Annotated in this window: 25 protein-coding genes; 22 read left to right on the top strand and 3 right to left on the bottom strand. The window is 42.6% G+C overall.

Going from position 1 to position 25,047, the window contains the following annotated elements:
• Positions 1-99 precede the first annotated feature (99 nt).
• Positions 100-1,215, top strand: coding sequence for a Gfo/Idh/MocA family protein (locus B4U37_RS18760; protein ID WP_088019458.1), 1,116 nt, complete (start codon positions 100-102; stop codon positions 1,213-1,215).
• 162 nt (positions 1,216-1,377) lie between these two features.
• On the top strand, positions 1,378-2,364 hold the full coding sequence (locus B4U37_RS18755; protein ID WP_088019457.1) for a LacI family DNA-binding transcriptional regulator: 987 nt from the start codon (positions 1,378-1,380) through the stop codon (positions 2,362-2,364).
• 98 nt (positions 2,365-2,462) lie between these two features.
• Here B4U37_RS18755 and B4U37_RS22095 read toward each other — a convergent pair whose 3' ends face one another.
• Positions 2,463-2,612, bottom strand: a complete 150-nt coding sequence (locus tag B4U37_RS22095) for a hypothetical protein (protein ID WP_157663835.1) — start codon at positions 2,610-2,612, stop codon at positions 2,463-2,465.
• 235 nt (positions 2,613-2,847) lie between these two features.
• Here B4U37_RS22095 and B4U37_RS18750 point away from each other — a divergent pair, with 235 nt between their 5' ends.
• The 4 genes from B4U37_RS18750 (at position 2,848) to B4U37_RS18735 (ending at position 6,433) form a co-directional block, all read left to right on the top strand.
• Positions 2,848-3,570: a ThuA domain-containing protein gene (locus B4U37_RS18750; RefSeq protein ID WP_088019456.1), complete on the top strand. Its 723-nt coding sequence runs from the start codon at positions 2,848-2,850 to the stop codon at positions 3,568-3,570.
• A 13-nt stretch (positions 3,571-3,583) separates the two neighbouring features.
• Positions 3,584-4,621: a Gfo/Idh/MocA family protein gene (locus B4U37_RS18745; protein ID WP_088019455.1), complete on the top strand. Its 1,038-nt coding sequence runs from the start codon at positions 3,584-3,586 to the stop codon at positions 4,619-4,621.
• Positions 4,622-4,636: 15 nt separating this feature from the next.
• The gene (locus B4U37_RS18740; protein ID WP_010196760.1) at positions 4,637-5,605 is read left to right on the top strand and encodes a sugar phosphate isomerase/epimerase family protein; all 969 of its coding nucleotides are present in this window, start codon (positions 4,637-4,639) and stop codon (positions 5,603-5,605) included.
• Positions 5,606-5,674: 69 nt separating this feature from the next.
• Positions 5,675-6,433, top strand: a complete 759-nt coding sequence (locus B4U37_RS18735) for a sugar phosphate isomerase/epimerase family protein (RefSeq protein WP_088019454.1) — start codon at positions 5,675-5,677, stop codon at positions 6,431-6,433.
• Between the two features lie 209 nt (positions 6,434-6,642).
• On the opposite strand, the gene B4U37_RS18730 is transcribed toward B4U37_RS18735, so the two are convergent.
• Positions 6,643-9,063, bottom strand: coding sequence for a beta-galactosidase (locus B4U37_RS18730; protein ID WP_088019453.1), 2,421 nt, complete (start codon positions 9,061-9,063; stop codon positions 6,643-6,645).
• 295 nt (positions 9,064-9,358) lie between these two features.
• On the opposite strand from B4U37_RS18730, the gene B4U37_RS18725 reads away from it, so the two are divergent.
• The 11 genes from B4U37_RS18725 to B4U37_RS18675 all read left to right on the top strand — a co-directional run bounded on the left by B4U37_RS18725 (position 9,359) and on the right by B4U37_RS18675 (position 19,838).
• Positions 9,359-9,619 carry a metal-sensitive transcriptional regulator gene (locus B4U37_RS18725; RefSeq protein ID WP_010196754.1) on the top strand — a complete coding sequence of 87 codons (261 nt, stop codon included), beginning with the start codon at positions 9,359-9,361 and terminating at the stop codon, positions 9,617-9,619.
• Positions 9,620-9,863: 244 nt separating this feature from the next.
• Complete coding sequence (locus tag B4U37_RS18720; protein WP_010196752.1) at positions 9,864-10,091, top strand: sulfurtransferase TusA family protein; 228 nt, start codon at positions 9,864-9,866, stop codon at positions 10,089-10,091.
• A gap of 39 nt (positions 10,092-10,130) precedes the next feature.
• A complete protein-coding gene (locus B4U37_RS18715) occupies positions 10,131-10,607 on the top strand; it encodes a DsrE/DsrF/DrsH-like family protein (protein WP_010196750.1) in 477 nt (158 codons plus the stop codon).
• Positions 10,608-10,621: 14 nt separating this feature from the next.
• Positions 10,622-10,978: a rhodanese-like domain-containing protein gene (locus tag B4U37_RS18710; RefSeq protein ID WP_088019452.1), complete on the top strand. Its 357-nt coding sequence runs from the start codon at positions 10,622-10,624 to the stop codon at positions 10,976-10,978.
• Between the two features lie 27 nt (positions 10,979-11,005).
• On the top strand, positions 11,006-11,302 hold the full coding sequence (locus B4U37_RS18705; RefSeq protein ID WP_010196738.1) for a rhodanese-like domain-containing protein: 297 nt from the start codon (positions 11,006-11,008) through the stop codon (positions 11,300-11,302).
• 30 nt (positions 11,303-11,332) lie between these two features.
• Positions 11,333-11,884 carry a sulfurtransferase TusA family protein gene (locus tag B4U37_RS18700; protein WP_425444092.1) on the top strand — a complete coding sequence of 184 codons (552 nt, stop codon included), beginning with the start codon at positions 11,333-11,335 and terminating at the stop codon, positions 11,882-11,884.
• A gap of 48 nt (positions 11,885-11,932) precedes the next feature.
• A complete protein-coding gene (locus tag B4U37_RS18695; RefSeq protein WP_088019450.1) occupies positions 11,933-13,060 on the top strand; it encodes an MBL fold metallo-hydrolase in 1,128 nt (375 codons plus the stop codon).
• Between the two features lie 158 nt (positions 13,061-13,218).
• Positions 13,219-14,001, top strand: coding sequence for a sulfite exporter TauE/SafE family protein (locus B4U37_RS18690; RefSeq protein WP_088019449.1), 783 nt, complete (start codon positions 13,219-13,221; stop codon positions 13,999-14,001).
• Between the two features lie 153 nt (positions 14,002-14,154).
• Positions 14,155-14,610 carry a site-2 protease family protein gene (locus B4U37_RS18685; RefSeq protein ID WP_088019448.1) on the top strand — a complete coding sequence of 152 codons (456 nt, stop codon included), beginning with the start codon at positions 14,155-14,157 and terminating at the stop codon, positions 14,608-14,610.
• A gap of 15 nt (positions 14,611-14,625) precedes the next feature.
• The gene (locus B4U37_RS18680; protein ID WP_088019447.1) at positions 14,626-15,384 is read left to right on the top strand and encodes a (S)-benzoin forming benzil reductase; all 759 of its coding nucleotides are present in this window, start codon (positions 14,626-14,628) and stop codon (positions 15,382-15,384) included.
• A gap of 266 nt (positions 15,385-15,650) precedes the next feature.
• Positions 15,651-19,838: a DUF6359 domain-containing protein gene (locus B4U37_RS18675; RefSeq protein WP_088019446.1), complete on the top strand. Its 4,188-nt coding sequence runs from the start codon at positions 15,651-15,653 to the stop codon at positions 19,836-19,838.
• Positions 19,839-19,922: 84 nt separating this feature from the next.
• Here B4U37_RS18675 and B4U37_RS18670 read toward each other — a convergent pair whose 3' ends face one another.
• The gene (locus B4U37_RS18670; RefSeq protein WP_088019445.1) at positions 19,923-20,909 is read right to left on the bottom strand and encodes an ABC transporter substrate-binding protein; all 987 of its coding nucleotides are present in this window, start codon (positions 20,907-20,909) and stop codon (positions 19,923-19,925) included.
• A 178-nt stretch (positions 20,910-21,087) separates the two neighbouring features.
• On the opposite strand from B4U37_RS18670, the gene B4U37_RS18665 reads away from it, so the two are divergent.
• The 5 genes from B4U37_RS18665 to B4U37_RS18645 are packed head-to-tail and all read left to right on the top strand — an operon-like array spanning position 21,088 to position 25,027.
• Positions 21,088-22,092: a FecCD family ABC transporter permease gene (locus B4U37_RS18665; RefSeq protein WP_088019444.1), complete on the top strand. Its 1,005-nt coding sequence runs from the start codon at positions 21,088-21,090 to the stop codon at positions 22,090-22,092.
• A complete protein-coding gene (locus B4U37_RS18660; protein ID WP_088019443.1) occupies positions 22,089-23,144 on the top strand; it encodes a FecCD family ABC transporter permease in 1,056 nt (351 codons plus the stop codon). Before B4U37_RS18665 ends, B4U37_RS18660 begins: the two co-directional genes overlap by 4 nt.
• 17 nt (positions 23,145-23,161) lie before the next feature.
• Entirely contained in the window at positions 23,162-23,980 is an 819-nt protein-coding gene (locus B4U37_RS18655) for an ABC transporter ATP-binding protein (RefSeq protein WP_088019442.1), read from the top strand.
• Complete coding sequence (locus B4U37_RS18650; RefSeq protein ID WP_157663834.1) at positions 23,977-24,729, top strand: IucA/IucC family C-terminal-domain containing protein; 753 nt, start codon at positions 23,977-23,979, stop codon at positions 24,727-24,729. Before B4U37_RS18655 ends, B4U37_RS18650 begins: the two co-directional genes overlap by 4 nt.
• A gap of 46 nt (positions 24,730-24,775) precedes the next feature.
• Positions 24,776-25,027, top strand: a complete 252-nt coding sequence (locus B4U37_RS18645) for a YusU family protein (RefSeq protein WP_088019441.1) — start codon at positions 24,776-24,778, stop codon at positions 25,025-25,027.
• Positions 25,028-25,047: the final 20 nt, after the last annotated feature.

Genomic DNA, 25,047 nt, shown 5'->3' with positions numbered 1-25,047 from the left:
TTTTTACCACTAAAAGGGTAAAATAGGAAGATACCAATTTAAATATAGGATACGGCGTAGATTTATGTACGCCGTATTTCTTTGTGAGGAGAGAAAGTCTTGAAAAAAGTGAAAGTGGGAGTCATCGGGACAGGTACGATCAGCGGTATTTATTTAGAAGCGCCAACCAGATTTTCCATCTTGGACATTGTTGCAGTGGCTGATTTGAATTTGGAGCGTGCGAAAGAAAAGGCAGTAGAATATAACGTTAAGAAAGTCTACACGGTCGAAGAAATGCTAGCAGATCCAGAAATTGAAATGGTCATTAATCTGACCATTCCAAAAGCACATTATGAAGTGACACTTGCTGCACTTGAAGCGGGCAAGCACGTATTTGTGGAAAAACCATTGACGATCGATGTAGAGGAAGGGAAAAAACTTTTAGAACTGGCGGAGCAAAAAGGGCTTCGTGTTGGTTGTGCCCCAGATACCTTCCTTGGTGGTGCACTGCAAACTTGCCGCAAACTAATCGATGAAGGAGTTATCGGCAAGCCTGTAGCAGCAACAGGTTTCATGCTTGGGGCAGGTCCTGAAGGCTGGCACCCGGCTCCTGATTTTTACTATCAAAAAGGTGGAGGACCAATGTTTGACATGGGGCCATACTATCTAACAGCTTTCATTCACCTTTTGGGACCAATCAAACGAGTGACAGGCTCGACCCAGTCGGCTTTTGAAAAGCGAACCGTGACAAGGGAAGAAGATTACGGACGCCAAATTCCAGTAGAAACACCAACACATGTCACAGGCTTGCTTGATTTTGAAAATGGAGCGGTCGGAACACTGATTACAAGTTTTGATGTGATGGGGGGTACACAGCTTCCCTGCATGGAAATCTACGGCACAAAAGGTACATTGAGTGTACCGGATCCGAATAATTTTGGCGGTGCGATCCGTGTCCGGGAGATGGGGGCGCACGACTTTAAAGAAGTTCCACTCGAATATGGATATTCCGATAACAGCAGAGGAATTGGAGCGGCAGATATGGCCCATGCAATCAGAGCCGGAAGAAATCACAGGGCAAATGGACAGATGGCCTTGCAGGTATTAGAGGTCATGCATGCGATTCACGAGTCTTCAGTGGAAGGAAAGCATATTCTCATTCAAAATGCTTGTTCTCGCCCCGAAATCCTTCCTTTTGGATTGAGTCAGGACAATCAGGAACTGTTTGAAAAATAAGCGGGATTCCCTTTTATTGAGCCCTTTATTGAAGCTATAAACTATTGAATAATAGCAACGTTTACATTATGCTAGAGATAGGAGATTGAAACGTTTCGAAAAGGACAGATTCACTTGTTGATTTTGGACAACTGGCCTGTCTTTAAAAGGGGGTTAAGCAAGGTGGCAACAATCAAAGATGTGGCAAAGCTTGCCGGAGTAGCAGTTTCGACGGCATCCTATGCTTTAAATAATGTAAACAAGGTCAGTCCGGCTACGATGAAAAAGGTCCAGGAAGCCGCAAGAGAACTGAACTATTTTAAAAATGGCTTTGCATCTGATTTAAAAAGAACAAAGACCAATACCATTGCACTCATTTTAAGGGATCTATCAGGACCGTTCTATTCCGAACTCATCAAAGGCGTACAGGAAGTGACCACGGCAAATGGCTATGACCTGATCGCGTGCAGCTCTGTCGGCGGAGCACAATCAACCGCAGCAAAATTCTTAAAAGAAAAACGGGTGGATGGTGCGATCATCCTTGCCCATAACATAACAAATGATATTGTCTTAGAATCAGCCCGCGAAGGCTTCCCAATCGTCGTACTTGACCGAAAGCTTGATCATGAGTTTGTTTATCAAGTGGAAGTGGACAATATTCATGGCGGATATGCGGCTACAGAGTATCTGATAAACAAAGGGCATCGTGAAATCGGCTATGTGAGCGGACCAATGAACTCCCACGATAACGAGATGCGTTTTGACGGGTATATGTCTGCCTTAAAGGACCACGGCATCCAATACCAGAACAAATGGAAGGTGTCCGGAGATTTTACGCGTGAAGGCGGCTACCGGGCAACGAAAATGCTGATCGCGCAACGCCAGCTTCCCGAAGCAATTTTCTACGCCAATGACGAGATGGCAATCGGCGGTCTTCAGGCATTTAAAGAAAACAAAATCAGTGTGCCAGAGGATATTTCCATCATTGGTTATGATGATATCCAGCTTGCTGAGTATGTGAGTCCGCCTTTGACAACCGTGAGGCAGCCAAAGTATGAAGTTGGGGCATTAGCGGTACATGTAGTATTCCAAGCGTTGGCCAAAGAAGATTCAGTAGAAAACTACTATAACCTTTCTACCGAGATTGTGGAGCGTAAGTCGGTTAAGTAAGGAGAAAATGAAGTTATGTTAGGGCCTTTTCTGTTGATGATATGACAGGGAGGGCTTTTTGTGTGATTGGTGGGGGAGTTTGACGGTTGGATCGGCGTTTATCCATTGTAAAAAGATTTTATCCATTGTTCAGAGCCATATATCCATTGTAAAAAGATTTTATCCATTGTAAAAAAAATATATCCATTGTAAAACTGATTTATCCATTTTCCCTCTTTCCCATCAAGTTCACTCCAGTCATCTTCCATACCCTTTCCTGTACTTACTCCCACCCTTCACGCGAAAAGTCGGAATTTTACTATCTAGTTCGGACTTTAACATTGAAAACGCTTTATTATCCATTTATAATGTAGGAGAGTTATCTTGAGACGTTACATATATCGCAATATGGAAACGTTCCCACACGTATAACCACAACCAATTAATAGAGTTAGAGATTTTGCAAATAAAATAGATTATAAGTAAGGAAAGGGGCAACAATCAATGATCAGAGTAACTGTATGGAATGAAAACCGCCATGAACAAACAAACGAAAAGGTGAGAGAAGTATACCCAGAAGGTATCCACGGTGCCATCGCTTCCTTCCTAAAAGAAGAAGACTACGAAGTAAGAACCGCTACATTGGATGAGCCAGAACACGGACTTACCGAAGAAGTGCTAAACAACACTGACGTTCTTTTATGGTGGGGCCATGTGGCGCATGACGATGTGAGCGATGAAATCGTTACTCGCGTAAAGAATAGAGTACTAGACGGAATGGGATTGATCGTTCTTCACTCTGGTCATTTCTCTAAGATCTTTAAAACATTGATGGGTACAACTTGTGACCTGAAATGGAGAGAAGCGGACGAGAAAGAACGCATCTGGGTCGTATCACCAGGCCATCCAATCGCAGAAGGAATCGGGGAGCACATTGATATCGAGCGCGAAGAAATGTATGGCGAGCACTTCGATATTCCAGATCCGGACGAGCTAGTATTTGTGAGCTGGTTTGAAGGTGGAGAGGTATTCCGCAGCGGTTGCACATATAAGCGCGGAAGAGGGAAAGTATTTTACTTCCGTCCAGGACATGAAACATACCCGACTTACTATCATGAAAAAGTACAAAAAGTTATCAAGAATGCCGTTAACTGGGCAAAACCGACAACAATCGGCGATGTATATTACGGAAATGCAAAACCATTAGAAGAAATCAAAAGCAAATAAGGGGGATAACAAAATGAAGAAATTACGAGTTGGAGTAGTAGGATGCGGAAGTATCGCGAAGCACCGCCATTTACCGGAGTACCATGCAAACCCAAATGTGGAGCTTGTTGCACTATGTGATGTTGTTTTAGAACGCGCCGAGCAAGCTGTTGAAACTTACGGCGGAAAAGCATATGAAAGTTATCAAGAAATGATTGACCGTGAAGAATTGGATGTTGTGAGTGTGTGCACACCGAACTACCTGCATGCGCCTGTATCCATCTATGCTTCCAAAGCTGGAGCGAACGTTTTATGTGAAAAGCCGATGGCAACATCAAAAGAAGAAGCGGATGAAATGATTGCTGCAGCAAAAGCATCTGGTAAAAAACTGATGATCGCGCACAACCAACGTTTTGTTCCATCCCACCAAAAAGCGAGACAACTGATTGAAAGCGGAGAAATCGGAAAAATCTACAGCTTCCGTACAGCATTCGGACATCCTGGACCTGAAGGCTGGAGTGTGGACGGAAAAGACAGCTGGTTCTTCCGTAAAGAAGAAGCATTCATCGGTGCGATGGGAGACCTTGGCGTGCACAAGTCCGACTTGATGCGCTACCTTTTAGGGGAAGAAATTGTGGAAGTGGGAGCATTCATCGAAACTTCTTCCAAAGAAAATACAGATGTGGATGACACGGCAGTTTGCGCGTTAAGAACAGAAAGCGGTATCGTTGGAACACTTGCTGCTAGCTGGTCTTACAAACGTGAAGATAACTCCACAATCATCTATGCGGAAAAAGCGGTTCTTCGTCTTGAAGATGATCCGACTCACTCTTTAGTCGTACAATATGCAACAGGTGAAACAGTTCGCTACGAATTAGGCAAAATTCAAAGCAATGACGCTGGCGGGCAAACTGGTTCTCATGTAATCGACCATTTTGTAGCAAGCATTTTAGAAAATAAAGAAGTACTTGTAGACGGAAACGAAGGCAAGAACTCCTTGATGGTTATTTTAGGAGCACTTGAATCCAACGAAACGAAGAAGATTGTCAACATCCAAAACGAATTGAACTAAGGAGCGTGAACACTAATGAAACTAGGCGTATTTACAGTCCTTTTTGCAAATAAATCTTTCACAGAAATGCTGGATTATGTAAAAGCGGCAGGACTAGAAGCAGTGGAAATCGGTACTGGTTGTTATCCTGGCAACAACCATTGTCCATTGGATACTCTTTTAGAAGATGAAGGGGCACGCAATGCTTATATGGAGGAAATCCATTCCCGCGGCTTGCAAATCAGTGCATTCAGCTGCCACGGTAACCCAATTTCACCGGATGAGGCTTTTGCAAAAGAATCCCATGAAACATTACTAAAAACGATTGAACTTGCTGCATTAACAGGAGTGGAAGTAGTAAACTGCTTCTCCGGCGTACCTGGTGACAGCGAAAATGCGAAAGCGCCAAACTGGCCTGTTGCACCATGGCCAAATGAGTATGGCGACGTACTAACATGGCAGTGGGAAACAAAGCTTGTACCTTACTGGAAAGAAGTAGGGAAGTACGCAGAAGAGCGTAATATCAAAATAGGTCTTGAATTGCACGGCGGATTCTTGGTACATACGCCGCACACGATGCTGAAACTTCGTGAGTTAACGTCCCCTGCAATTGGCGCAAACTTGGATCCAAGTCATCTTTGGTGGCAAGGAATCGATCCTGTTGCAGCAATCAAAATTTTAGGAAAAGCTGGAGCAATCCATCATTTCCATGCAAAAGACACCTACATCGATCAGGATAATGTGAATATGTACGGCTTAACGGACATGCAGCCATACGGCGAAGTCCAAACTCGCGCATGGAGCTTCCGTTCTGTTGGATGTGGTCATAGTGTCCAAGAGTGGTCGGACATGATGAGTGCCCTGCGCACTTATGGCTACGATTATGTAGTCAGCATCGAGCACGAGGATCCGATCATGTCGATTGAAGAAGGATTTGCACGTGCGGTGACGAACCTTCAATCTGTGTTGATCAAAGAACAACCTGCTGATATGTGGTGGGTGTAAGTTTAGCTATTGTGAACAAGCAACCAACGTATTTGGTTGCTTGTTTTTAAAATAAGGAGGCGGTTGAGGATGAAGCATAAAATTGCCGCGCAACTATACACGGTGCGCGATCTATTGGAAAAAGATTTTATCGGAGTACTTAAAGAACTAAAAGAAATGGGCTATGCTGGAGTGGAAATGGCAGGACTTTACGGCCATGATCCAAAAGAAATTGCGGCAGCATTGAAGGAATTAGGGTTATCTGTTGCAGGTATGCACGTAGGTTTGGATCGATTAAGTAACGAGCTTCCTGCTGTGTTGGATGAAGCGGAATTGTTTGGTACAAAACATCTTGTTATGCCTTATGTGCTAGAAGAGGACCGTACGGAGGAATATTATGTTTCTTTGAAGGCTGAGTTGAACGAGCTTGCTGTTGTGTTGAAAAAAGACGGCTACACGATCAGTTATCATAACCATGATTTTGAGTTTCATAAGGAAATTGACGGTAAGGTAGTCTTGGAATATTTATTAGAGCCAAGTGCTGATAACTTGCTGCATGCCGAATTGGATGTTTATTGGGTAACGAAAGCTGGTCGTGATGTTCTGGAATTCTTGTCACCATTAGCTGGCCGTGTTCCAACTTTACATATGAAAGATATGGCTGCAGGTGAAGAAGGAAGCTTTGCAGAAGTAGGAACAGGGGTCATCGACTTTGAACCGGTATTGCGTTGGGGAGAAGAGAACGGCGTACAGTGGTACATCATTGAGCAAGATGTGTGCCCGGGGAATCCTTTGGACAGTTTGCGGGTGAGTATTGGGAACTTGCAAGGGATGATGGATAGAATGTAATGTTTTGTTGAACAGGTCGCCTCCGGAGTAAGGGGGCTACCTGTTTTTTTGTGGTTTTGGGAAATCGGCATCAACTTGATTGGTTTTGGCACGAACTTTCATCATTTTGGCACAAACTCACCCTGTTTCCGCACGAACTCGACTAAATTACAGTAAAAATGCCCAGATACCGTGCTCCTATGAAGAGGAAGGGTATCTGGACACCTGTTTTAATTAAATTTGACCACCAAATGATCATCAATTTTTCCATGTTTCTTAGAAGTAATCAATACTTTTGAAGAATCAACCTCTTTTACATGATAATTAGCATTCTCCAGCACACCCCTGTTTGTTTCCAAGAGAATGCTGTCACTGCTTTGTGTCAGTCGGAAGGCAATGGAGTCAGCGGAAACCTCCATAATTTCAGCAGTCGAATAAACTATTTTCACTCCCGGTCTCTCCAAGGATACATTCATCGGTAACATCACACCATCTTTACTTTGAAGGGTGAACGTGCGGCCTTCCAAAAACACCTCACCGTCTAAACGAACCTGAATCTCCTTCTCAAATCCATCCAAATTCAATAGATGAATAAAACGCTCATCGCCATTAGATACAGAAGTCGAGAAAATCCCATGGTACCCGCAATCATGAGTTAGACCCGCCACAGCACCAAGTCGCTCCAAGGCAGTTTTAAAAAGGTCGATATCGCAACGGTAAGCTGTAGCAAGCACGATGGCACGCCCTTTGCCAACCTTCGCGTCAAAACCGCATACATCATCGGATTCGGTCACACGCATGATAGCTTCCGCACTAGAACCAAGTTCAAATGTCTGTGTAAAATAAGTGCGGATTTCATGGCGATTGGCTGCCCATCCGTCTGCAGTTAAGGACATAAAGCGGCCATGTTCATTGAATGTTACAGCTAAAGGCTTCACGCCAAGTGCATCTGCAAGTGCGGTAAAAGGCTTGCCTTCCATATCAAAAGTCGGAACCTCGCCATACAACAGAATTCCTCCACCACGCTGCAAATACTCCACCAATTTCAACTGGACTTCTCTGTCCATATAACGGGCAGAAGGTAGCACTAGCGCCTTGGTCACTTCAGGATCCAACACCTTATTTTGCACATCCACGGAACTGAAACGGTAGCTTCCAAGCAGCATGGCCCGCGCAACAATCTCCCACGCACCTGCCCCACGATGCATCGTGATGTTGTCTACAATCTCTCGCATTTTCATGCTCTCAGGATAACGATATTCGGTCATATAATAGTCCGGGATAAACGCAAATGCTACAGCATCTCGGTCTTCATCCATTGCGGCGAGCTTGTCCCCGACTGCCATCATCGTTTTGATGGAACGGGCCATGCGAGGGAAAGTGTAGTTGAGCTTGCCCTCTGGATTGACCGGTGCCGCAAAACCGTGACGCTCTCCAGTAGAAGCAATACGTCCGTTTCCGTCGCCTGCTGCTTCATCCATTTTATAGTTATACCCACCTGTAAACAGGTAATAGTTAATCAGACGATTTCCTTGTGCGACACACATTCTTGTTTTAAAATCGGCTGCGGATACGTCATAGCGACCGCCATATGTTTCCCCAAAGTTGCCATCACCACAATTGAACTCGACGCTAGTCAAAGGTTGATCAGGATTGTGAACTGCATCCATAAAACCATTAATCAAGTAAAGATCTTGGAATGATTCCATATCCAAGTCTCCGAAGTAAATATCAGAACCGGACAGATACCCCTCACTTTGGGTATAGGACTCATAAAGCTGAGAGATTCCAATCGGATACGTTAATCCGCGGCCGCCGCCTGTTCCGTGAATATTGACGATAAATGGAACATCTTTCACATCGAACTCTTCGGCATAATTCCGCAAAATAGCGACATAGCGTGCAAAGCGATCTCTCATGTAATGCCCAAGGTCACGCATCAATTCGGCTGCATACTCTTCTTTTGGAGAGCGGATACCAGTGATTCTCTCGGATGCATCATGCAGATTAAATGGATATCGCTCCTTTAACTCCGCCTCTTCGTAATTCTCTTTTAACCAACGAGAAAAGTCCTCCAACAACTGCTCTGTCAAATCAGGACAATTGCTGACCCAAGATAGCATGCCAATTTCATTATCAAGCTGTACTCCTATAATATTGCCGCCGTTTGTGTGCAAGCGGGGAGCGATGACTGCCATCACTGCCTCATACCACTTTTTTGTTTCTTTTAAAAAGTTTGGAGCCAAGTAGTCGAGTGTTGGTGTGGTTGCTGCATTTCCATCCCAACCGACTGGAACAACTTCCGGGTGCTTCTTAGATACCCAATGAGGTATTCCTTCATTTTTCATTTCTGCCATAATGAACGGGCCTGGTCTCGCAAAGAAATATAGATCATTTTCGGCACAAAGGTCGATAAATGCACCCAAATCCAATTCCGGTCGAGTGCGGCCATCAAGATCCATCTGTCCTTCCACCGGTTCATGGCACAACCATGGGATATATGTTGCTACAGCATTACAGCCTGCATCCTTCAGTTTGTTGATGCGGTCCTGCCAATCTTTTCGCTCCAAACGGTAATAATGTATCTCTCCGCACATAATAAGTACGGGACTTCCATCTATAAGTATCTGTTTATTTTTAATTTCAATCATGTCTTTTCATCCCCTTAATGTAAAATAGAAAAGCGCTTACAAAAAATATTAAATCGAAACGTTTCGGCAAACAATGTACAAGAATAATCCTATCATAAATAGGTGTTTGTTGAAACGATTTTATTAAATGAAGGTTTCATACTAATGGTATAAATGATTCTAACTAACTGCATTTTATATAATAAGGAAGAAAAAGAATTCTTTCTAAAAGGGTTGACAATATACCCTCGGGGGTATAATATATGAGCATAGACATTGTTACTACATTATTTTCAACAGGAGGTGCATGTCTGCTATGGAATACACAAACCAGATGAAGAATCGTTTGAAACGTGCCGAGGGGCAAATCAGGGGTGTTCTTCATATGATGGAACAAGGTGAAGATTGCCGAGATGTGGTATCACAGTTAAATGCTGCAACCACTGCAATTGAACGTGCCATTGGCGTCATCGTTAGTACAAACTTGGAGCAATGCGTTCGAGAAAATGTACTAAAAGGTGAAGAGACCAGCGAAATGGTTCAACAAGCAGTTGATCTTCTCATTAAAAGCAGATAGTAAAAAAGTACTTGATAATATACCCCAAGTGGTATATTATAGAGTTATCGATACCCACTAGGGTATTTAAATGAAAGGTTGCATCATATTTTTTTATATGTCATTATACCCCTAAGGGTATAGAGGGCAACAACTCGAATATTTTTTTGAAGAATATTATACCCTACCAGGTATAAAGATATTAACTATATTTTTTTAATAAAATAAATACCCCCAGGGGTAAAAATATTAGGAGGAATTACACATGAATGTAAACAAAGTATTAGACGCAAAAGGATTAGCTTGCCCAATGCCATTAGTGAAAACGAAGAAAGCTTTAAATGAAGTGAACGTAGGTGAGATCTTAGAGGTTATCACGACAGACAAAGGTGCGAAGACTGACCTTGCTGCATGGTGCAAAGCAACTGGAAACGAGTTATTAGATATGAAAGAAGAGAACGACGTATTTACTTTTTATATTAAAAAAGCGTAACGACAGATAAAACAAAAACAAAAGGGAGAGGATCTTAACATGGAAAAGAAAAAAACAACGATTGTACTTTTCAGCGGTGATTATGATAAAGCGATGGCAGCCTATATTATTGCGAACGGTGCTGCAGCTTATGATCACGAAGTAACGATTTTTCACACATTTTGGGGATTAAATGCACTTCGTAAAGAGGAGCTTGTTCCAGTAAAGAAAAACTTTATTGAGAAAATGTTCGGCAAAATGATGCCGCGCGGAGCTAACAAGTTACCATTATCTACGATGAACATGGCAGGAATGGGTCCAAAAATGATTAAAGGCATCATGAAAAAGCATAACGTTCAATCTTTACCAAGCTTGATTGAAATGGCAAAAGAACAGGATGTTAAACTTGTAGGTTGCCAAATGACGGTTGATTTACTTGGCTTGAAGCACGAAGAAATGATCGACGGTATTGAGTACGCAGGGGTTGGTGCATATTTAGGCGATGCTTCTGAAGGTAATGTGAACTTATTCATCTAAAGGGGTGTTGCTAGATGGAGTTTCTTCCTTATATTTTAATGGGGCTGGCAGTGTTTTTTCTGATCAGCAGAATGAAGCCGACTGCCGGCGTCCGTCAGATAACAACAGCTGAATTGAAGCAGGAAATGAACAATAAAAACAAACAGTTCATTGATGTTCGCACACCGATGGAATACAAAGGGAATCATATTCGACAGTTTCAGAATATCCCTCTGAACACCATTGGAAACAGCATGAATAAACTTTCGAAAGACAAAGAGACGATTGTCATCTGTCAAAGCGGCATGCGCAGTAATGCTGCCGTGAAGCAATTGAAGAAAGCAGGATTCACGAAGCTTACAAATGTAAAAGGCGGCATGAATGCCTGGTAATTTTAAATAGAAAAGGAGCTGTCAAACATGAAAGAGATTACACCACAGGAATTAGAAGCAAAGCTTGCGGCTGGCGAGCAGGTATCTATTATTGATGTACGTGAAGCAGAGGAAGTGGCTGCAGGGAAGATCCCACAAGCGGTGAACATCCCGTTAAGTTTATTAGAATTCCGTACGCAAGATATTGATAAAACCAAAACACATTACATGGTCTGTCGTTCAGGCGGAAGAAGTGGAAAGGCCTCCATGTTCTTGGCAGCCCAAGGTTTTGACGTCATTAATATGGTTGGCGGAATGCTTGAATGGGAAGGTAACGTAAAATAATTATTTTTCATAAAGGGAGATGACCTACTGATGAATGTAAACTTGACTGTAGATGCAAAAGGATTGGCATGTCCTATGCCTATCGTGCGTACGAAAAAGGCGATCGACCAGATTGAATCTGGAGAAGTATTGGAAGTATTAGCAACAGATAAAGGTTCTAAAGCGGATATTAAGGCATGGGCAGATAAAATCGGCCATCAATATTTAGGAACGCTTGAAGAAGGCGATGTACTGAAACATTATATCCGTAAAGCAAGATCTGAAGAGGAAAAAGAAGAACAAAACTATCCTCATGTAGCTACAAACGAAGAGTTGGCTGCCAAGTTGGAAGCAGGCATTACCGTATTGGATGTCCGTGAACCAGCCGAGTATGCATTCGGACACATTCCTGGTGCAGTTTCCGTTCCATTAGGTGATTTAGAAGGCGGAATTGCTGAATTAGATAAAGATAAAGAAACATTTGTCGTTTGCCGTACTGGAAGTCGAAGTGACATGGCTGCACAAAAGTTGACTGAACTAGGTTTTACGAATGTGAAAAATGTTGTTCCTGGAATGAGTAAGTGGGAAGGTCCTACAGCTTAAAACGATAAATTTTTTTAAAATAAATTATACCATAGGGGGTATTTATTCATGTTAAACGCAATGACTGCAAAAGATGTAACGAAAAAGGTTTTGGCTAATGACTCATTATTTATTTTAGATGTGCGAAACGAAGATGCATTTGCTGATTGGAAAATTGAAGGCGCATCTGTTGAGCATAAAAATGCACCTTACTTTGAGTTGATGGATGGGGTAGAGGAAATCTTAGGCCAAATTCCATCTGAAAATGTTTTAGTTGTTTGTGCGAAAGAGGGTTCTTCTATCTTTGTTGGTGAGATGCTAGTAGAAGCTGGTGTGAAAAATGTTTCTTACTTACAAGGTGGAATGAAGGCTTGGAGTGAGTACTTGGAGCCAGTTAAAGTAGCAGATTTAACGGATGGCGGTACATTATGGCAGTTCGTTCGTATCGGAAAAGGCTGCTTAAGTTACCTAGTCGAATCTGATGGTTCTGCGATGATCATTGACTCTACACGCATGGTGGATCAGTACATTTCATTTGCTGAAGCGAAAGGCTTGAAAGTGGTACATGTGGCTGACACGCACTTGCATGCCGATCACATTTCCGGTGGACGCATGCTTCGTGAAGCAACGAATGCAACGTACTGGTTACCTCCAAAGGATGCAGAAGAAGTAACGTTTGATTATGCAGCACTAGAAGATGGAGTGGAAATCACAGTTGGTACGACAAAGGTTGCTGTACAGGCGATTTACTCACCGGGTCACACAATTGGAAGTACATCATTTGTCGTGGATAACCGTTTCTTGTTAAGTGGTGACATCTTGTTCGTAGAATCCATCGGTCGACCTGACTTAGCAGGAAAAGCGGAAGACTGGGTATCAGACTTGCGCGAAACACTTTACTCTCGCTACAAAGAATTGTCTGAGGAACTAATGGTATTGCCGGCTCACTTCGGTACGATGTCCGAAGTAGGCGAAGGTGGTCTAGTAGCAGCGCGTCTAGGTGACCTGTTTGAAAACAATGCAGGTCTAAACATCGAAGACGAAGCGGAATTCCGCAAACTCGTTTCCGAAAACCTGCCACCACAACCAAACGCATACCAAGAAATCCGCCAACTAAACATGGGCAAAATCAACCCAACAGATGACGAACAACGCGACATGGAAATCGGTCCTAACCGTTGCGCAGTTCACGGGTAAAAAATATTTGTGAAGAGGGGTCAGACCCTCAAAGGAATTCCGCCCTTCGTGTCGAAGGGCGGAAAAATATTTAAAAAAGTTTAGAAGAGGGGTCAGACCCCTCTAGGAGTTTTGGCATTTGTGTCGAAACCCCCTCAACCTAGAAGGAGGGATGCTTTATGGAATTTGATATATTGTGGCTTGTAGCTTTGTTTGCGATAGGTTTCATCGGTTCGTTTGTGTCGGGGATGGTTGGTATTGGTGGTTCGATTATTAAGTATCCAATGCTTTTGTATATTCCACCGATGCTCGGACTTACGGCACTTACGGCGCATGAGGTGTCAGGTGTTAGTGCGGTTCAGGTGTTTTTCGCAACCATTTCAGGTGTTTGGGCTTACCGCAAAGGCGGCTATTTAAATAAAGATCTAATCATTTATATGGGAGTAAGTATCCTGATTGGTAGTTTTATTGGAGGATATGGATCCCGCCTTATGAGCGCGGAAGGTATTAACATGGTTTACGGTATTCTTGCACTTATAGCTGTTATTATGATGTTCGTTCCTAAAAAAGGCATTGATGACATACCGCTCGATCAAGTTACCTTCAATAAGGCGCTGGCTGCGATTCTTGCATTCATCGTCGGTATCGGCTCTGGTATTGTGGGAGCGGCTGGGGCATTCTTGCTTGTACCGATCATGCTTGTTGTACTGAAGATTCCTACACGTATGACGATCGCAACATCACTTGCAATCACATTTATCTCCTCAATCGGTAGTACCGTCGGGAAAATCACGACCGGCCAGGTTCTATTGGTACCAGCAATCGTCATGGTCATCGCCAGCATCATCGCGGCCCCAATTGGCGCAAAGCTTGGACAGAAGTTGAATACGAAAGTATTGCAGTGGATTTTGGCACTATTAATTTTAGCAACGACTATAAAAATTTGGTTGGATATAATCTAATAAAGTTCTAACATTAGTGTATTCGATAGAGAAATAAAAACTCCTGTCGGGGTCTGACCCCGACAGGAGTTTTTTTCTACACCAAATTCCTCCAATTTAGCTGATTGCTCATGTATAATAAAACCAACGACTTAAAAAGAAGGTTGCCTTGGTATGCTTGATACTTTGATGTTTTTCTACGTAGTCGTACCGCTTGTCCACTTGATTCATGAGGCTGGTCATGTGAGTATGGCAAAACTTCATAAGGTAAAAAAAACGGAGATTGGGATTGGCATAGGTCCTAAGGTTGTGGACTTTAATCTAAAGGGAACGCAGATAAGAATCAACATTATCCCGTTTTTGGGAGGGTACTCCAGCAATGATCTCACTAGGGAGTTATCCCACAAAGAGATTGCTTGGATTTCCTTTGGCGGGCCACTCTTTAACATATTATCGATCTTACTTGTTCTCCCTTTTTGGACGCCATTTCAGTTTTCCTTTTCTGCCTTGTTCGTTTATTTCAGCCTCTGGATCGGTATCGTCAATCTTATTCCATTTAAATTGGGAGAAAAACGTTCAGATGGCTGGCAGATTGCTTCTTCGCTCATCAAACTAGTAAAAAACAGATAGATTGGGAGTGTTATAATGAACTATTTTATCGTAACAGGCTCTTCCAAAGGACTTGGAGAAGCCACAGCTAAATTACTATTAAAAGAAAACCATCATCTGATTTGTATAGCCAGAAGTGAAAATAAGGACTTGGAACTCGCAGCAAAAGAAAGTGGAGCAGAATTCACTTTTTTACAAGAGGATTTAAGCAAGCATGAACGAGTAACGGGAATTGTGCAATATCTTCTATCTAAAATTGAAAAAGACGATCAAGCAGAAGGTGTATATCTGATTAACAACGCCGGAATGGTCGATCCAATTAAACCTGCAGGGAAAGCGGACGAGACTTCCATGACAAAGGCAGTTCACCTCAATCTCCTCACACCAATGCTGATGACCAATGAGTTTATCCGTCTTACGGAGGATTGGAATTGCAAAAAGGTAATCGTCAATATTAGCTCTGGTGCTGCCAATCGCCCGATTCATGGCTGGAACACTTACTGCACAACAAAGGCGGGACTCGATATGTTCACCAAATCGGTAGGGTTAGAGCAAAGCCAGGCTCCACATCCGACAACTATTCTTTCTTTTTCACCGGGAGTTATGGATACGGCAATGCAAGGAGTGATTAGAAGTTCGGATAAAGAAAACTTCCTCAATGTAGATACTTTTAAAAACTACTATGATGAAGGGCAACTAAGGAACCCTGCCACGGTAGCAGAGAAAATGCTAGAACTGATATTATCGAGAAGAGTCGAAAATGGAAGAATATACGATATTAAAGAATTTATTTAAAGGAGTGTGTCGATAAATGACACACTCTTTTTATTACGTTTATGTAAATTTTCCTATTATTTCGACATATTAATGGTATAATTTTGTATTGAAATTAGTGATAAAGTTGCATTTCCTGCTAGCTTTGCCTCCTGCATAATTGAAGAGATGTTAGATTTTATCGAATTTTTACACTTGCTTTACAGTTTTACAACAATGATTTTACATAGGTCGCGTATATTGTGTAAGTGTATGATGTCCAACAATTTTATTAGGGGGAAAAGCAAATGAGACAATTTACAAAAAGAATTGTCATGATTCTACTGGCGTTTTTGATTACATTCTCAAATTTCTTGCCAGGATTGAACTTGACAACGTATGCAGCAGAAGAGCAATCTTCGACAATTACGGTAGCTGAAGCTATTGCAAATAATAGCGGTACGGCGAATGTAGAGGGGTATATTGTGGGGACGGTCGTTTCCAGTTCAAATTTTGATTTAGAAGCCCCATGGTCACAGACTACCAATCTAGCATTAGCAGATTCTCCAGATGAAACAGACATCACGAAAATGTTACCTGTCCAACTGCCGAATAACGAAATTCGGACTACACTAAATTTAGTGAACAATCCAGGTAACCACCACGCAAAAATACAGATCACAGGTTCTCTTGAAGATTATTTTACCCTTCCAGGATTAAAAAGCCCAACGGATTTTTCCATCATCGACGGTGGACAAGAGCCTGAACCTCCAGCAGAACCAGAATTAATCACACTTGAAGAAGCACGAACTAAAAATGTCGGACAAGAAGTAATCGTCCAAGGTATAGTTACAGCAGATAACGCAGCAATCGGCGGCGGAAAACTATCTACGTACATACAGGATGAAACAGCAGGAATCAATTTGTTTTCTAATAGTCTATCAGGTTTTCCAGATTTAAAGGAAGGTCAGAAGATAGAAGTTAGAGGGAAGATTGCAGCATATAATGGACTGCTTGAAATTATGCCGAACACAGATGGCATTGAAGTTTTAGCAGAGAATGAAACACTTCCAGCACCAACTGCGGTTACTATTGAAGAGTTACAATCAGACACTGTTGCTGAACCTCTAGAGGGCCAACTTGTTACAGTTACAGGTTATGTTTCCAGCAAGCCATCCACACCGGCTGGCGGCGGATACAATGTAACATTGACTGACAGTGATTTTAATTCCACTACATTACGTGTTATGGAAGGTACTAATGCGATTGATGCATTGGAAGAAGGAAAATGGTATGAAATTACTGCTATCCTTAGTCAATATAATACGTATCAAATTTTACCAAGAAAAGCTTCCGATATCGTATTGGCGGAAGAACAACCAGAACCGCCAAGTGCAGCAGGAGAATACCCAGCGGTAGTAGAGCGAGTAACGGATGGCGATACGATACGTATTACTTCTCCGGTATTCGGTTCCCAAAGCGTACGTTTTGTGAATATCGATACTCCGGAAACGTATCATTCTGTAAAAAATGACTTAGATGAGAACCAAAAGGATAAAGGAAACGAAGCAACTGCTTATATGGAGACTCTCCTTCAACCAGGGGATGAAGTCATCCTTAAAGTTGGGGAAGAGCCTACTGACAACTATGGTAGATTACTAGCTCAAGTTTTACGCAAGGAAGATAGAATGAATACGAACCTTGAAATGGTAAGAGAAGGATATGCGGTAACATATTTCATCTGGCCGGTAGGTCCTGCTGATGAATATAATGAATACCAGCAAGCGGTGAAAGCTGCGAAAGATGCAGGAAAAGGAATTTGGAATGAAGCAGATCCATTATTGGAGCTTCCAACATTTTTCCGTGCCCGTTATGAAGGCAATCCTTTAACAAAACCAGTTGGGAACTCTGATACGAAAGAATACGTACAGCCTGCAGAATGGGAAGAGGTTCCTGTTGAGAAACGTGTATTCTTCTGGGATGAAACAGATGCACTTGCAGCAGGTTACACTCCAGTGGAAGACGGTGAGGAAGAAGAACCTAATCCTACTCCTGGTGATTTAGTATCTGTCCAACTATTAGGACTAAATGATTTACACGGAAAAATTGATCTGACTTATGATTTGGAAGAAGATTACGGTGTTGCAGCGGCAGGCCGTATGGATTATGTATCTGCTTATCTGAAAGATCGCAGAGAGCAAAATCCCAACACATTGATTGTACATGCAGGTGACATGATCGGCGGAAGCTCCCCGGTTGCGGCACTATTACAAGATGAGCCTGTAGTGGAGATCATGAACGAAATCGGATTTGATATTGGTACAGTCGGAAACCATGAGTTTGACGAAGGAACAACTGAATTCTTACGTATGGTAAACGGTGGAGACCATCCAGAAGGAAAAGGGACAGAAGACTATGAAGGGATGAACTTCCCTAATGTTTGTGCCAACTGCGTTTGGAAAGACAGTGGTGATACGTTCTTGCCTCCATATGAAATTTTGGAAGTTGGCGGAGAACAAATCGGTTTCATCGGGGTAAACACAACAGCTACATTAAACATGGTAATTCCAGAGGGGATCGAGGATATCACCTTTACGGATGAAGTGACTGCAGTTAACGATGCAACAGAAGAATTAAAAGAGCAAGGAATTGAGGCAATTGTAGTCCTTTCTCATATGCCGGCATCTCAATCAGGAGATACAGCCACTGGTGATGCGGCAGATCTTGCGAATAATGTGGACGATGAAGTAGACGTTATTTTTGCTGCACACAACCACGAAATAGTAGATGCAATGGTCGACAATAAATTGATTGTCCAAGCATTGGATTACGGAAAAGCTTTTTCAGCAGTAGACCTTGAGATTGACCCTGAGACAGGCGACATCGTAAACAAGGAAGCGGAAATTGTATTTGTAGACCAAAGTAAAATGGATGCAGACCCAGTAGTATCTGACATTCTGACAAACTATGAAAATCGTATTGCACCAATTCTAAATGAAGTGATTGGTGTTGCAGAAGTTGCCATGGAAGGTGGATATGGCGTTCGCGGAGAAGTTGGCGATAATGCTCTAGGAAACTTGATTGCAGACGGTATGGCAGCAGAAATGGATGCTGACTTTGCCTTGATGAATGGTGGAGGAATCCGTGACAATTTAAATCAAGGAGACATCACTTGGGGTGAACTGTTCAATATCCAGCCATTCAACAACGTGTTAATGAAGCTTGATATTAAAGGTGCAGACCTTTACACTATTTTGAATGCTCAAATCGATCCTAATTATGGTCCGGATTACAGTATTGCTGGATTTAACTATACATGGGATGGAGCAACCTATAAAGTAGTGGAAATTACTCTACCTGATGGAACACCAATTGACAAAGAAGCGACATATAGCATTGCTGTTAATAACTTTATGGCAACGTCACAAGGAAGCAAATATCGCCCAATCGGCGAGCTTGGCAAAAATGCTGTGACAGGACCGGAAGATTTAGAAGCTACAGTTAACTTTGTTCGCAGTTTTGACGGCCCGATCAATTATGTAGCCGAAGGTCGAATTTCTGAAGTAGGCGAACCGGGTAGTGACATTGGTACAGTGACGATTGCTGAAGCTAGAGAAGCTGCAAACGGCAGTGTGGTATCTATTGAAGGTGTGGTTACGACAACTTCAGGTGCATGGGGCTCTAAAGGTTTTTATGTACAGGATGAAACAGCCGGAACATACGTATTCCAAGACGCTGAGGATGTTGTTCCAGGTGATGTAGTAAAAATAACAGGTACTGTCGGGGCTTATAATGGAGAGTTCCAAATCTCTTCTTTAAGTGCATTTGAAAAGACTGGTACTGCTGAAGTACCGGCTGCGCAGGTGTTAACTCCTGTAGAGCTGGGAAGTGGGAACGAGAGTGAATTAGTTTCCATCGAAGGAGTAGAAATTTCTAATTTGGAAGAAGTAAATAATTATGGAACATTTGAGTTCAATGCAACAAAAGATGGAGAATCCGTATTAGTTCGTGTGGATAACCGAACTGGACTGAAGTTTAGCGACTTCGCTTTTGAAAACGGCGATACAGTTACAATTACGGGTATCTCAAGCATTTTCAATGAAACAATTCAACTTAAACCACGCTCTGTGGATGATATTGTAGAATCCGATTCCTACGAGGAGCCGGAAGTGAAATACACTGCTTCCAATCAGTTCTTGGACTCGAAAGGAAAAGAACTGAAAAAGCTTCAGAGGAAATCAGATGTAACCATTAAAACAACAATCGCCAATCATGTTCGTGACGCGCGTGAGTTTACGGTTTCTGTTGAATTGGTGGACAAGCATGGCAGAGTTAAACATTCTTCTGAAGAAGAGTATGAAGTGACAGGCGAGAGTGAAGAAGTGTTCAGCACAGAAGTTGCGATTCCTGCTAACCACAATGGTCAACGCTACACTTTGACAGTAGTGGTGAAAGATACGGAAGGTAATGAAGTGGAGAGAAGCGAAATTAAATAGACAGGTGGAGGGGGCTTTCGGGTCCGCTCTTTTTTAATGGATAAAAAAAGAGCGGGCACAAGTTAAGTGCCAGCTCCAACTGTATTATTCTTCCCCTAAAAATACCTCTTCAATATCATCCAGCATGATGTTTGCAGCAAGTACGCCACCAGCAGTGTTCCATACTGCGTCACTTACTTCATGGACATTTCCAGCCTGCGCAACTTCAAGGTTATTAAACAATGGATCTTCTAACCACTCATCCTTGATCTTTGTTGCTTCTCCGTCACCAGTTTCATAAGAGAAGTGGAATAGAACGTCTCCGTCCATTTGAGGAATACTCTCTTTTGTTACTCCTGTCAAAGCAAATTCATTCACATCTTGAGATTCCGGACGTGCAAAGCCTAATTGATCCAAAATAATACCTGAAAATGAATCTTTTTGATAGATACGAACATCTCCAGCTGTGAAGCGGACGATAGAAACTTCTTGCTCTTTCTTTTCACCAAGTTCTTCGCTCATCTCTGCAACACGTGCATCAAAGTCGTCCATTACTTTTTTACCTTCTTCTTCTTTATTCAATGCTTTTGCGTAAAGTTGGAAGTTCTCTTTCCAGTCACCTTTTAGCGTTTCAGCAAAAACAGTTGGTGCAATCGCATCTAATTGCTCATATACATCTTCTTGACGAAGTTTGTTACCGATAATCAAATCAGGCTCTAAAGCCGCGATTGCTTCTAGGTTTACCGCACTTTCCGTACCAACAACTTCTACGCCTTCCATGTCAGACTTGATATGATCATACCAAGTGTCGCCTAACCAAGATTGAACAGCTCCGACAGGTTTTACACCCATTGCAAGTAATGCTTCTGTACCTTCGTTTGTAAGAATAACTACCTTTTCTGGTGTACCTTCAATTGTTTCTGTACCCATTGCATGCTCTACTTCATAAGAAGTGTCTTCCGTTGGAGTATCACCTGAAGCATCTTCTTCTTGCCCTGCATTATTGCCATTATTGCCGGAACAAGCAGCTAAAACAAGCGATGTAATTAAAGTAAGTAAAAATAATGAAAAAAGCTTTTTGTTTTTCAACATAATATGTAGCCCCCGTATATTAATGATAATGATTTTCATTCACAAGATAAATAGTACTCCTGACGAGAATAGTTGTCAATACTTTTATGAGAATGATTTTCAAAGTCATTGACACTTCCTCCTAATTCTCCTAAACTTGTATATAGATAAAAAGTTATATAGATTGAAGGTACACATTATGCTACTTCGTAAAAATACCCACAAAGTATTTGGATTATTAATCGGGTTTCTTCTATTATTACTCAGTTTTGTGGCGAGCATCATATATGGATATACAGATACAAGCTTTTCGCTTGCAATCGACGCATTCCGCAATTTCGACGGTTCGAATGAACATATTATTGTTCAATCAGTACGTCTGCCGCGGGCAATCATTGCTGCAGTGGTAGGCGGGAGCTTAGCGATTGCAGGACTTTGGATGCAGGCACTTACCAAAAATCCGTTGGCTTCCCCTGGGATTTTCGGCATCAACGCCGGAGCTAGCTTTTTTGTGGTAGTCGCGGTTTCTTTCTTTTCTGTGACATCTCTACAAACCTACACATGGCTAGCTTTTGCCGGTGCAGCCCTTGCTGCGTTTGCGGTTTATTTTATCGGATCAATTGGGCGTGAAGGCTTGACTCCGATGAAACTGACACTTGCCGGGGCGGCTTTTGCTGCTATGTTCTCCTCACTTACACAGGGGTTGCTCGTTGTGAACGAGACGGCTCTTGATCAAGTGCTTTTCTGGTTGGCAGGTTCTGTTCAGGGCAGAAGTCTTGATATGGTGTATGCTGTACTTCCTTATATTGCAGTTGCATGGTTTGCCTCCTTTTTCATCGGAAAAAAGATTAACCTGCTTGCAATGGGGGATGACGTCGCAACAAGCCTTGGTGTGAAAATCGGCTTTCTAAAAATAACGGCCGCGATCATTATCATCTTGCTTGCAGGGGGATCGGTCGCGATAGCGGGACCAATTGTTTTCATCGGAATAGTTATCCCGCATGTTGCGAGATATCTGGTCGGCACCGATCATCGCTGGCTGGCTCCCTACTGCGGTCTACTCGGAGGCATTCTTCTGCTTATAGCCGATATAGGAGCGCGTTATGTGATTATGCCGCAAGAGGTACCTGTCGGAGTCATGACAGCTGTAATTGGAACTCCATTCTTTATCTATATCGCGAGAAGGGGGTTCCACGGAAAATGAAGAATTATAAAACGTTTCGACTTGGCAAAGGGCGCTTATCCTTCTTTATGGATAAAAAAGCGATACTTACTATTTTTGGGTTAGCGCTCGCAGTCATAGTGTTGTTTATTTTAAGTACAGGTATGGGGGATATGAAAATCTCTCCATGGAATGTTATAAAAGTATTCTTGGGCCAAGGAGATTCCATGGAAACACTAGTTGTTGAATCTTTCCGCCTGCCGAGAATCATCATCGCTTTACTTGTCGGAATTTCTCTAGCGGTAGCCGGAGCCATTTTACAGGGCATAATTCGGAATCCACTTGCATCTCCTGATATTATAGGATTGACTGGTGGGGCATCGACAGCGGTTGTCCTGTTTCTCGCTCTTTTCAGCGACAGCAATAATTCGTTGACCGTTAGCATTCAGTGGCTTCCATTAAGCGCATTTGTCGGTGCGACGACTATCGCAATCATTGTATATTCGCTTGCATGGAAAAACGGTTTATCTCCAATCAGACTTGTCTTGATTGGAATAGGTATTTCCACACTGATGCAAGCTTTAACAACATTGTTTATGTTACTTGGTCCGATCTATCGTGCAAGCCAAGCGAACATCTGGATTACGGGTACGGTGTATGGCTCAAACTGGAGTCATGTTAAAATTTTATTACCTTGGACTGTCTTACTTGTCATTGTCAGCTTTATGGCAGTAAGACAATTAAATATACAAGAACTTGGAGATGAAGTCGCAACAGGTGTAGGTGGTGCCGTCAACAAACACCGAATGGGCTTGCTTTTCCTGAGTACGGCACTGACAGGCGGCGCGGTTGCATTTGCAGGAGGAATCGGATTTGTAGGGCTGATGGCTCCTCATATCGCACGCAGGCTTGTTGGCTCCTCGTTTGGCGTACTGATTCCCACTTCCGCATTAATTGGAGCCTTTCTTGTCATGTTGGCTGATTTAATAGGCAGAACCTTATTTTCGCCACTTGAAATTCCGGCCGGCGTATTTACTGCATCAATAGGAGCACCGTATTTTATTTATCTACTTTATAAAACGAGAAATTCTTAACGAGAGGTGGAAGTAACATGAATGCTTTAGAAACCCAGTCACTTACATTATCCTATGGTGAATCCATCATTATTGAGGAATTAGATCTGCAAATCCCAAAAGGGGAGATTACGGTCTTTATCGGTGGAAATGGCTGTGGGAAATCCACCTTGCTCCGTTCACTTGCTCGTTTGTTAAAGCCTAGAGAAGGAAATGTGCTCCTTGAAGGAAAGGCAATTTCCGGCCAATCCACAAAGGACATTGCCAAGCAACTTGCCATTCTTCCACAAGGACCGACTGCACCGGAAGGCTTATCGGTGCTGCAACTGGTAAAACAAGGCCGCTACCCGTATCAATCATGGTTAAAGCAATGGTCGGAACATGATGAAAAAGTAGTTTGGGATTCGCTTCGTGCAACAGGAATGGAAGAATTTGCAGAAAGAACAGTCGATTCCCTATCAGGTGGACAGCGTCAGCGTGCATGGATTGCGATGACGCTTGCGCAAGAAACGGATGTCATCTTGTTGGATGAGCCGACAACCTATTTGGATCTTACCCATCAAATTGAAATTCTCGACCTTCTTTTTGAATTGAATGAAAAAGAAAACCGCACCATCATTATGGTACTTCATGACCTTAATCTTGCCTGCCGCTATGCACATCACCTTGTTGCCATTCGCGATAAGCAAATATATGCACAAGGCAAACCTGAGGAAGTAATCAACTGCGATCTTGTCAAAAATGTTTTTGATATGAATTGCCAAGTAACAACAGACCCTCTTTTTGGAACGCCATTGTGTATTCCGCACGGTCGCGGCAGATGCTTGGTTCCCAATTTAGAAGGGCTAAGAGCATGATAAGCACGCTAACCAAACAGGAATTTCGCTTTCTAGAAGAGAGTTGCCGTTTTGTAGCCGGGGAGGCACAGGTAGAGGATACAATCTCGCTTCATTCCCTTATTCATGATGGAACAAAAGATTATTTGACGAAGGTTAAAGCTGCATTGGGGACAGACGAAATGGACGTTGCGTCATCGCTTCTCATGAAAAGACTGGGATTCCTTGCGGTAAACTGCCTGCTCTCCATGACGGCATTTAACAAAACACTGAAATTGGATCCAGCCAACATTTGGATTGATTCTTATGTAGAAAATGATGTGTGGCTGCCGAAGCTTCGTTATACAGAGGTGCAAGCGGTGGAGGTAACAGCATTTGAAACGCGTGAAGAGTGGAGAGTTCAACATTTTAATGAGCTTTTCAACGGAGTGTTTGCCCCGTTAATTCAACGTATGTCCAAAGAGGCAAAGGTATCCCGCCAAACATTATGGGAAAATGTTGTGCTTTATATCTACTGGATGTATGAGTCCATTCTTCCTAACCAGCAGTTGGATGCGCCATACCAGGAAGAAGATTTTCAAAGCTTATTGGATGCAGATCCAGCCTTATTTGGGATGAAAAGAAACCCAGCGGCAACTTTCTATAACCCGAAAACTTTTGTAGAACTGCACCAAGCTGAGATGAGAATGCGAACTACCTGCTGCTACTATTATAAAACCAACAGTGAAGGAGCCCGATGCTCTACCTGTCCATTGAATTGTAATGTGTGATTGACTTCACTATAATGGAACAAAAGCTTGAGGGGAGGTTCTACTAATGAATGAAAAACTCGATCAGCAATTGGACGGTTTATTAGAAAAGTACACGGAACTTCTCCTAGGGGAAGTGACAGAAGAGCACAAAGAAAATGTCAAAGCATGGGTGCTCTATACATACATCGCAAAATCAATGCCACCACTTGTTAAGCATTGGAATGAGCAATATCCAGACGCAAAGCAAGATATGATGGCACTGATTAAAGAAATTAAAGAATTGAATGACGCCCACCGTGCGAAAAGTGGGAAGTAAGGAAGAGCCTTGGATTGCTA

Source organism: Sutcliffiella horikoshii (genome assembly GCF_002157855.1).
In the GTDB taxonomy this organism is placed as follows: domain Bacteria; phylum Bacillota; class Bacilli; order Bacillales; family Bacillaceae_I; genus Sutcliffiella_A; species Sutcliffiella_A horikoshii_C.
Note: the sequence above shows the minus strand (reverse complement) of the source record. Positions and strands in the feature narration are given on the sequence as shown.

Excerpts from the sequence above, each read along its gene's own strand:
- B4U37_RS18660 (WP_088019443.1), top strand. The coding sequence starts at position 22,089 with ATGAAGAATTATAAAACGTTTCGACTTGGCAAAGGGCGCTTATCCTTC.
- B4U37_RS18745 (WP_088019455.1), top strand. The coding sequence starts at position 3,584 with ATGAAGAAATTACGAGTTGGAGTAGTAGGATGCGGAAGTATCGCGAAG.
- B4U37_RS18670 (WP_088019445.1), bottom strand. The coding sequence starts at position 20,909 with ATGTTGAAAAACAAAAAGCTTTTTTCATTATTTTTACTTACTTTAATT.
- B4U37_RS18730 (WP_088019453.1), bottom strand. The coding sequence starts at position 9,063 with ATGATTGAAATTAAAAATAAACAGATACTTATAGATGGAAGTCCCGTA.
- B4U37_RS18695 (WP_088019450.1), top strand. The coding sequence starts at position 11,933 with ATGTTAAACGCAATGACTGCAAAAGATGTAACGAAAAAGGTTTTGGCT.
- B4U37_RS18725 (WP_010196754.1), top strand. The coding sequence starts at position 9,359 with ATGGAATACACAAACCAGATGAAGAATCGTTTGAAACGTGCCGAGGGG.
- B4U37_RS18680 (WP_088019447.1), top strand. The coding sequence starts at position 14,626 with ATGAACTATTTTATCGTAACAGGCTCTTCCAAAGGACTTGGAGAAGCC.
- B4U37_RS18655 (WP_088019442.1), top strand. The coding sequence starts at position 23,162 with ATGAATGCTTTAGAAACCCAGTCACTTACATTATCCTATGGTGAATCC.
- B4U37_RS18690 (WP_088019449.1), top strand. The coding sequence starts at position 13,219 with ATGGAATTTGATATATTGTGGCTTGTAGCTTTGTTTGCGATAGGTTTC.
- B4U37_RS18665 (WP_088019444.1), top strand. The coding sequence starts at position 21,088 with ATGCTACTTCGTAAAAATACCCACAAAGTATTTGGATTATTAATCGGG.
- B4U37_RS18740 (WP_010196760.1), top strand. The coding sequence starts at position 4,637 with ATGAAACTAGGCGTATTTACAGTCCTTTTTGCAAATAAATCTTTCACA.
- B4U37_RS18750 (WP_088019456.1), top strand. The coding sequence starts at position 2,848 with ATGATCAGAGTAACTGTATGGAATGAAAACCGCCATGAACAAACAAAC.
- B4U37_RS18645 (WP_088019441.1), top strand. The coding sequence starts at position 24,776 with ATGAATGAAAAACTCGATCAGCAATTGGACGGTTTATTAGAAAAGTAC.
- B4U37_RS18685 (WP_088019448.1), top strand. The coding sequence starts at position 14,155 with ATGCTTGATACTTTGATGTTTTTCTACGTAGTCGTACCGCTTGTCCAC.
- B4U37_RS18705 (WP_010196738.1), top strand. The coding sequence starts at position 11,006 with ATGAAAGAGATTACACCACAGGAATTAGAAGCAAAGCTTGCGGCTGGC.
- B4U37_RS18715 (WP_010196750.1), top strand. The coding sequence starts at position 10,131 with ATGGAAAAGAAAAAAACAACGATTGTACTTTTCAGCGGTGATTATGAT.
- B4U37_RS22095 (WP_157663835.1), bottom strand. The coding sequence starts at position 2,612 with ATGGAAGATGACTGGAGTGAACTTGATGGGAAAGAGGGAAAATGGATA.
- B4U37_RS18650 (WP_157663834.1), top strand. The coding sequence starts at position 23,977 with ATGATAAGCACGCTAACCAAACAGGAATTTCGCTTTCTAGAAGAGAGT.
- B4U37_RS18700 (WP_425444092.1), top strand. The coding sequence starts at position 11,333 with ATGAATGTAAACTTGACTGTAGATGCAAAAGGATTGGCATGTCCTATG.
- B4U37_RS18720 (WP_010196752.1), top strand. The coding sequence starts at position 9,864 with ATGAATGTAAACAAAGTATTAGACGCAAAAGGATTAGCTTGCCCAATG.
- B4U37_RS18710 (WP_088019452.1), top strand. The coding sequence starts at position 10,622 with ATGGAGTTTCTTCCTTATATTTTAATGGGGCTGGCAGTGTTTTTTCTG.
- B4U37_RS18735 (WP_088019454.1), top strand. The coding sequence starts at position 5,675 with ATGAAGCATAAAATTGCCGCGCAACTATACACGGTGCGCGATCTATTG.
- B4U37_RS18675 (WP_088019446.1), top strand. The coding sequence starts at position 15,651 with ATGAGACAATTTACAAAAAGAATTGTCATGATTCTACTGGCGTTTTTG.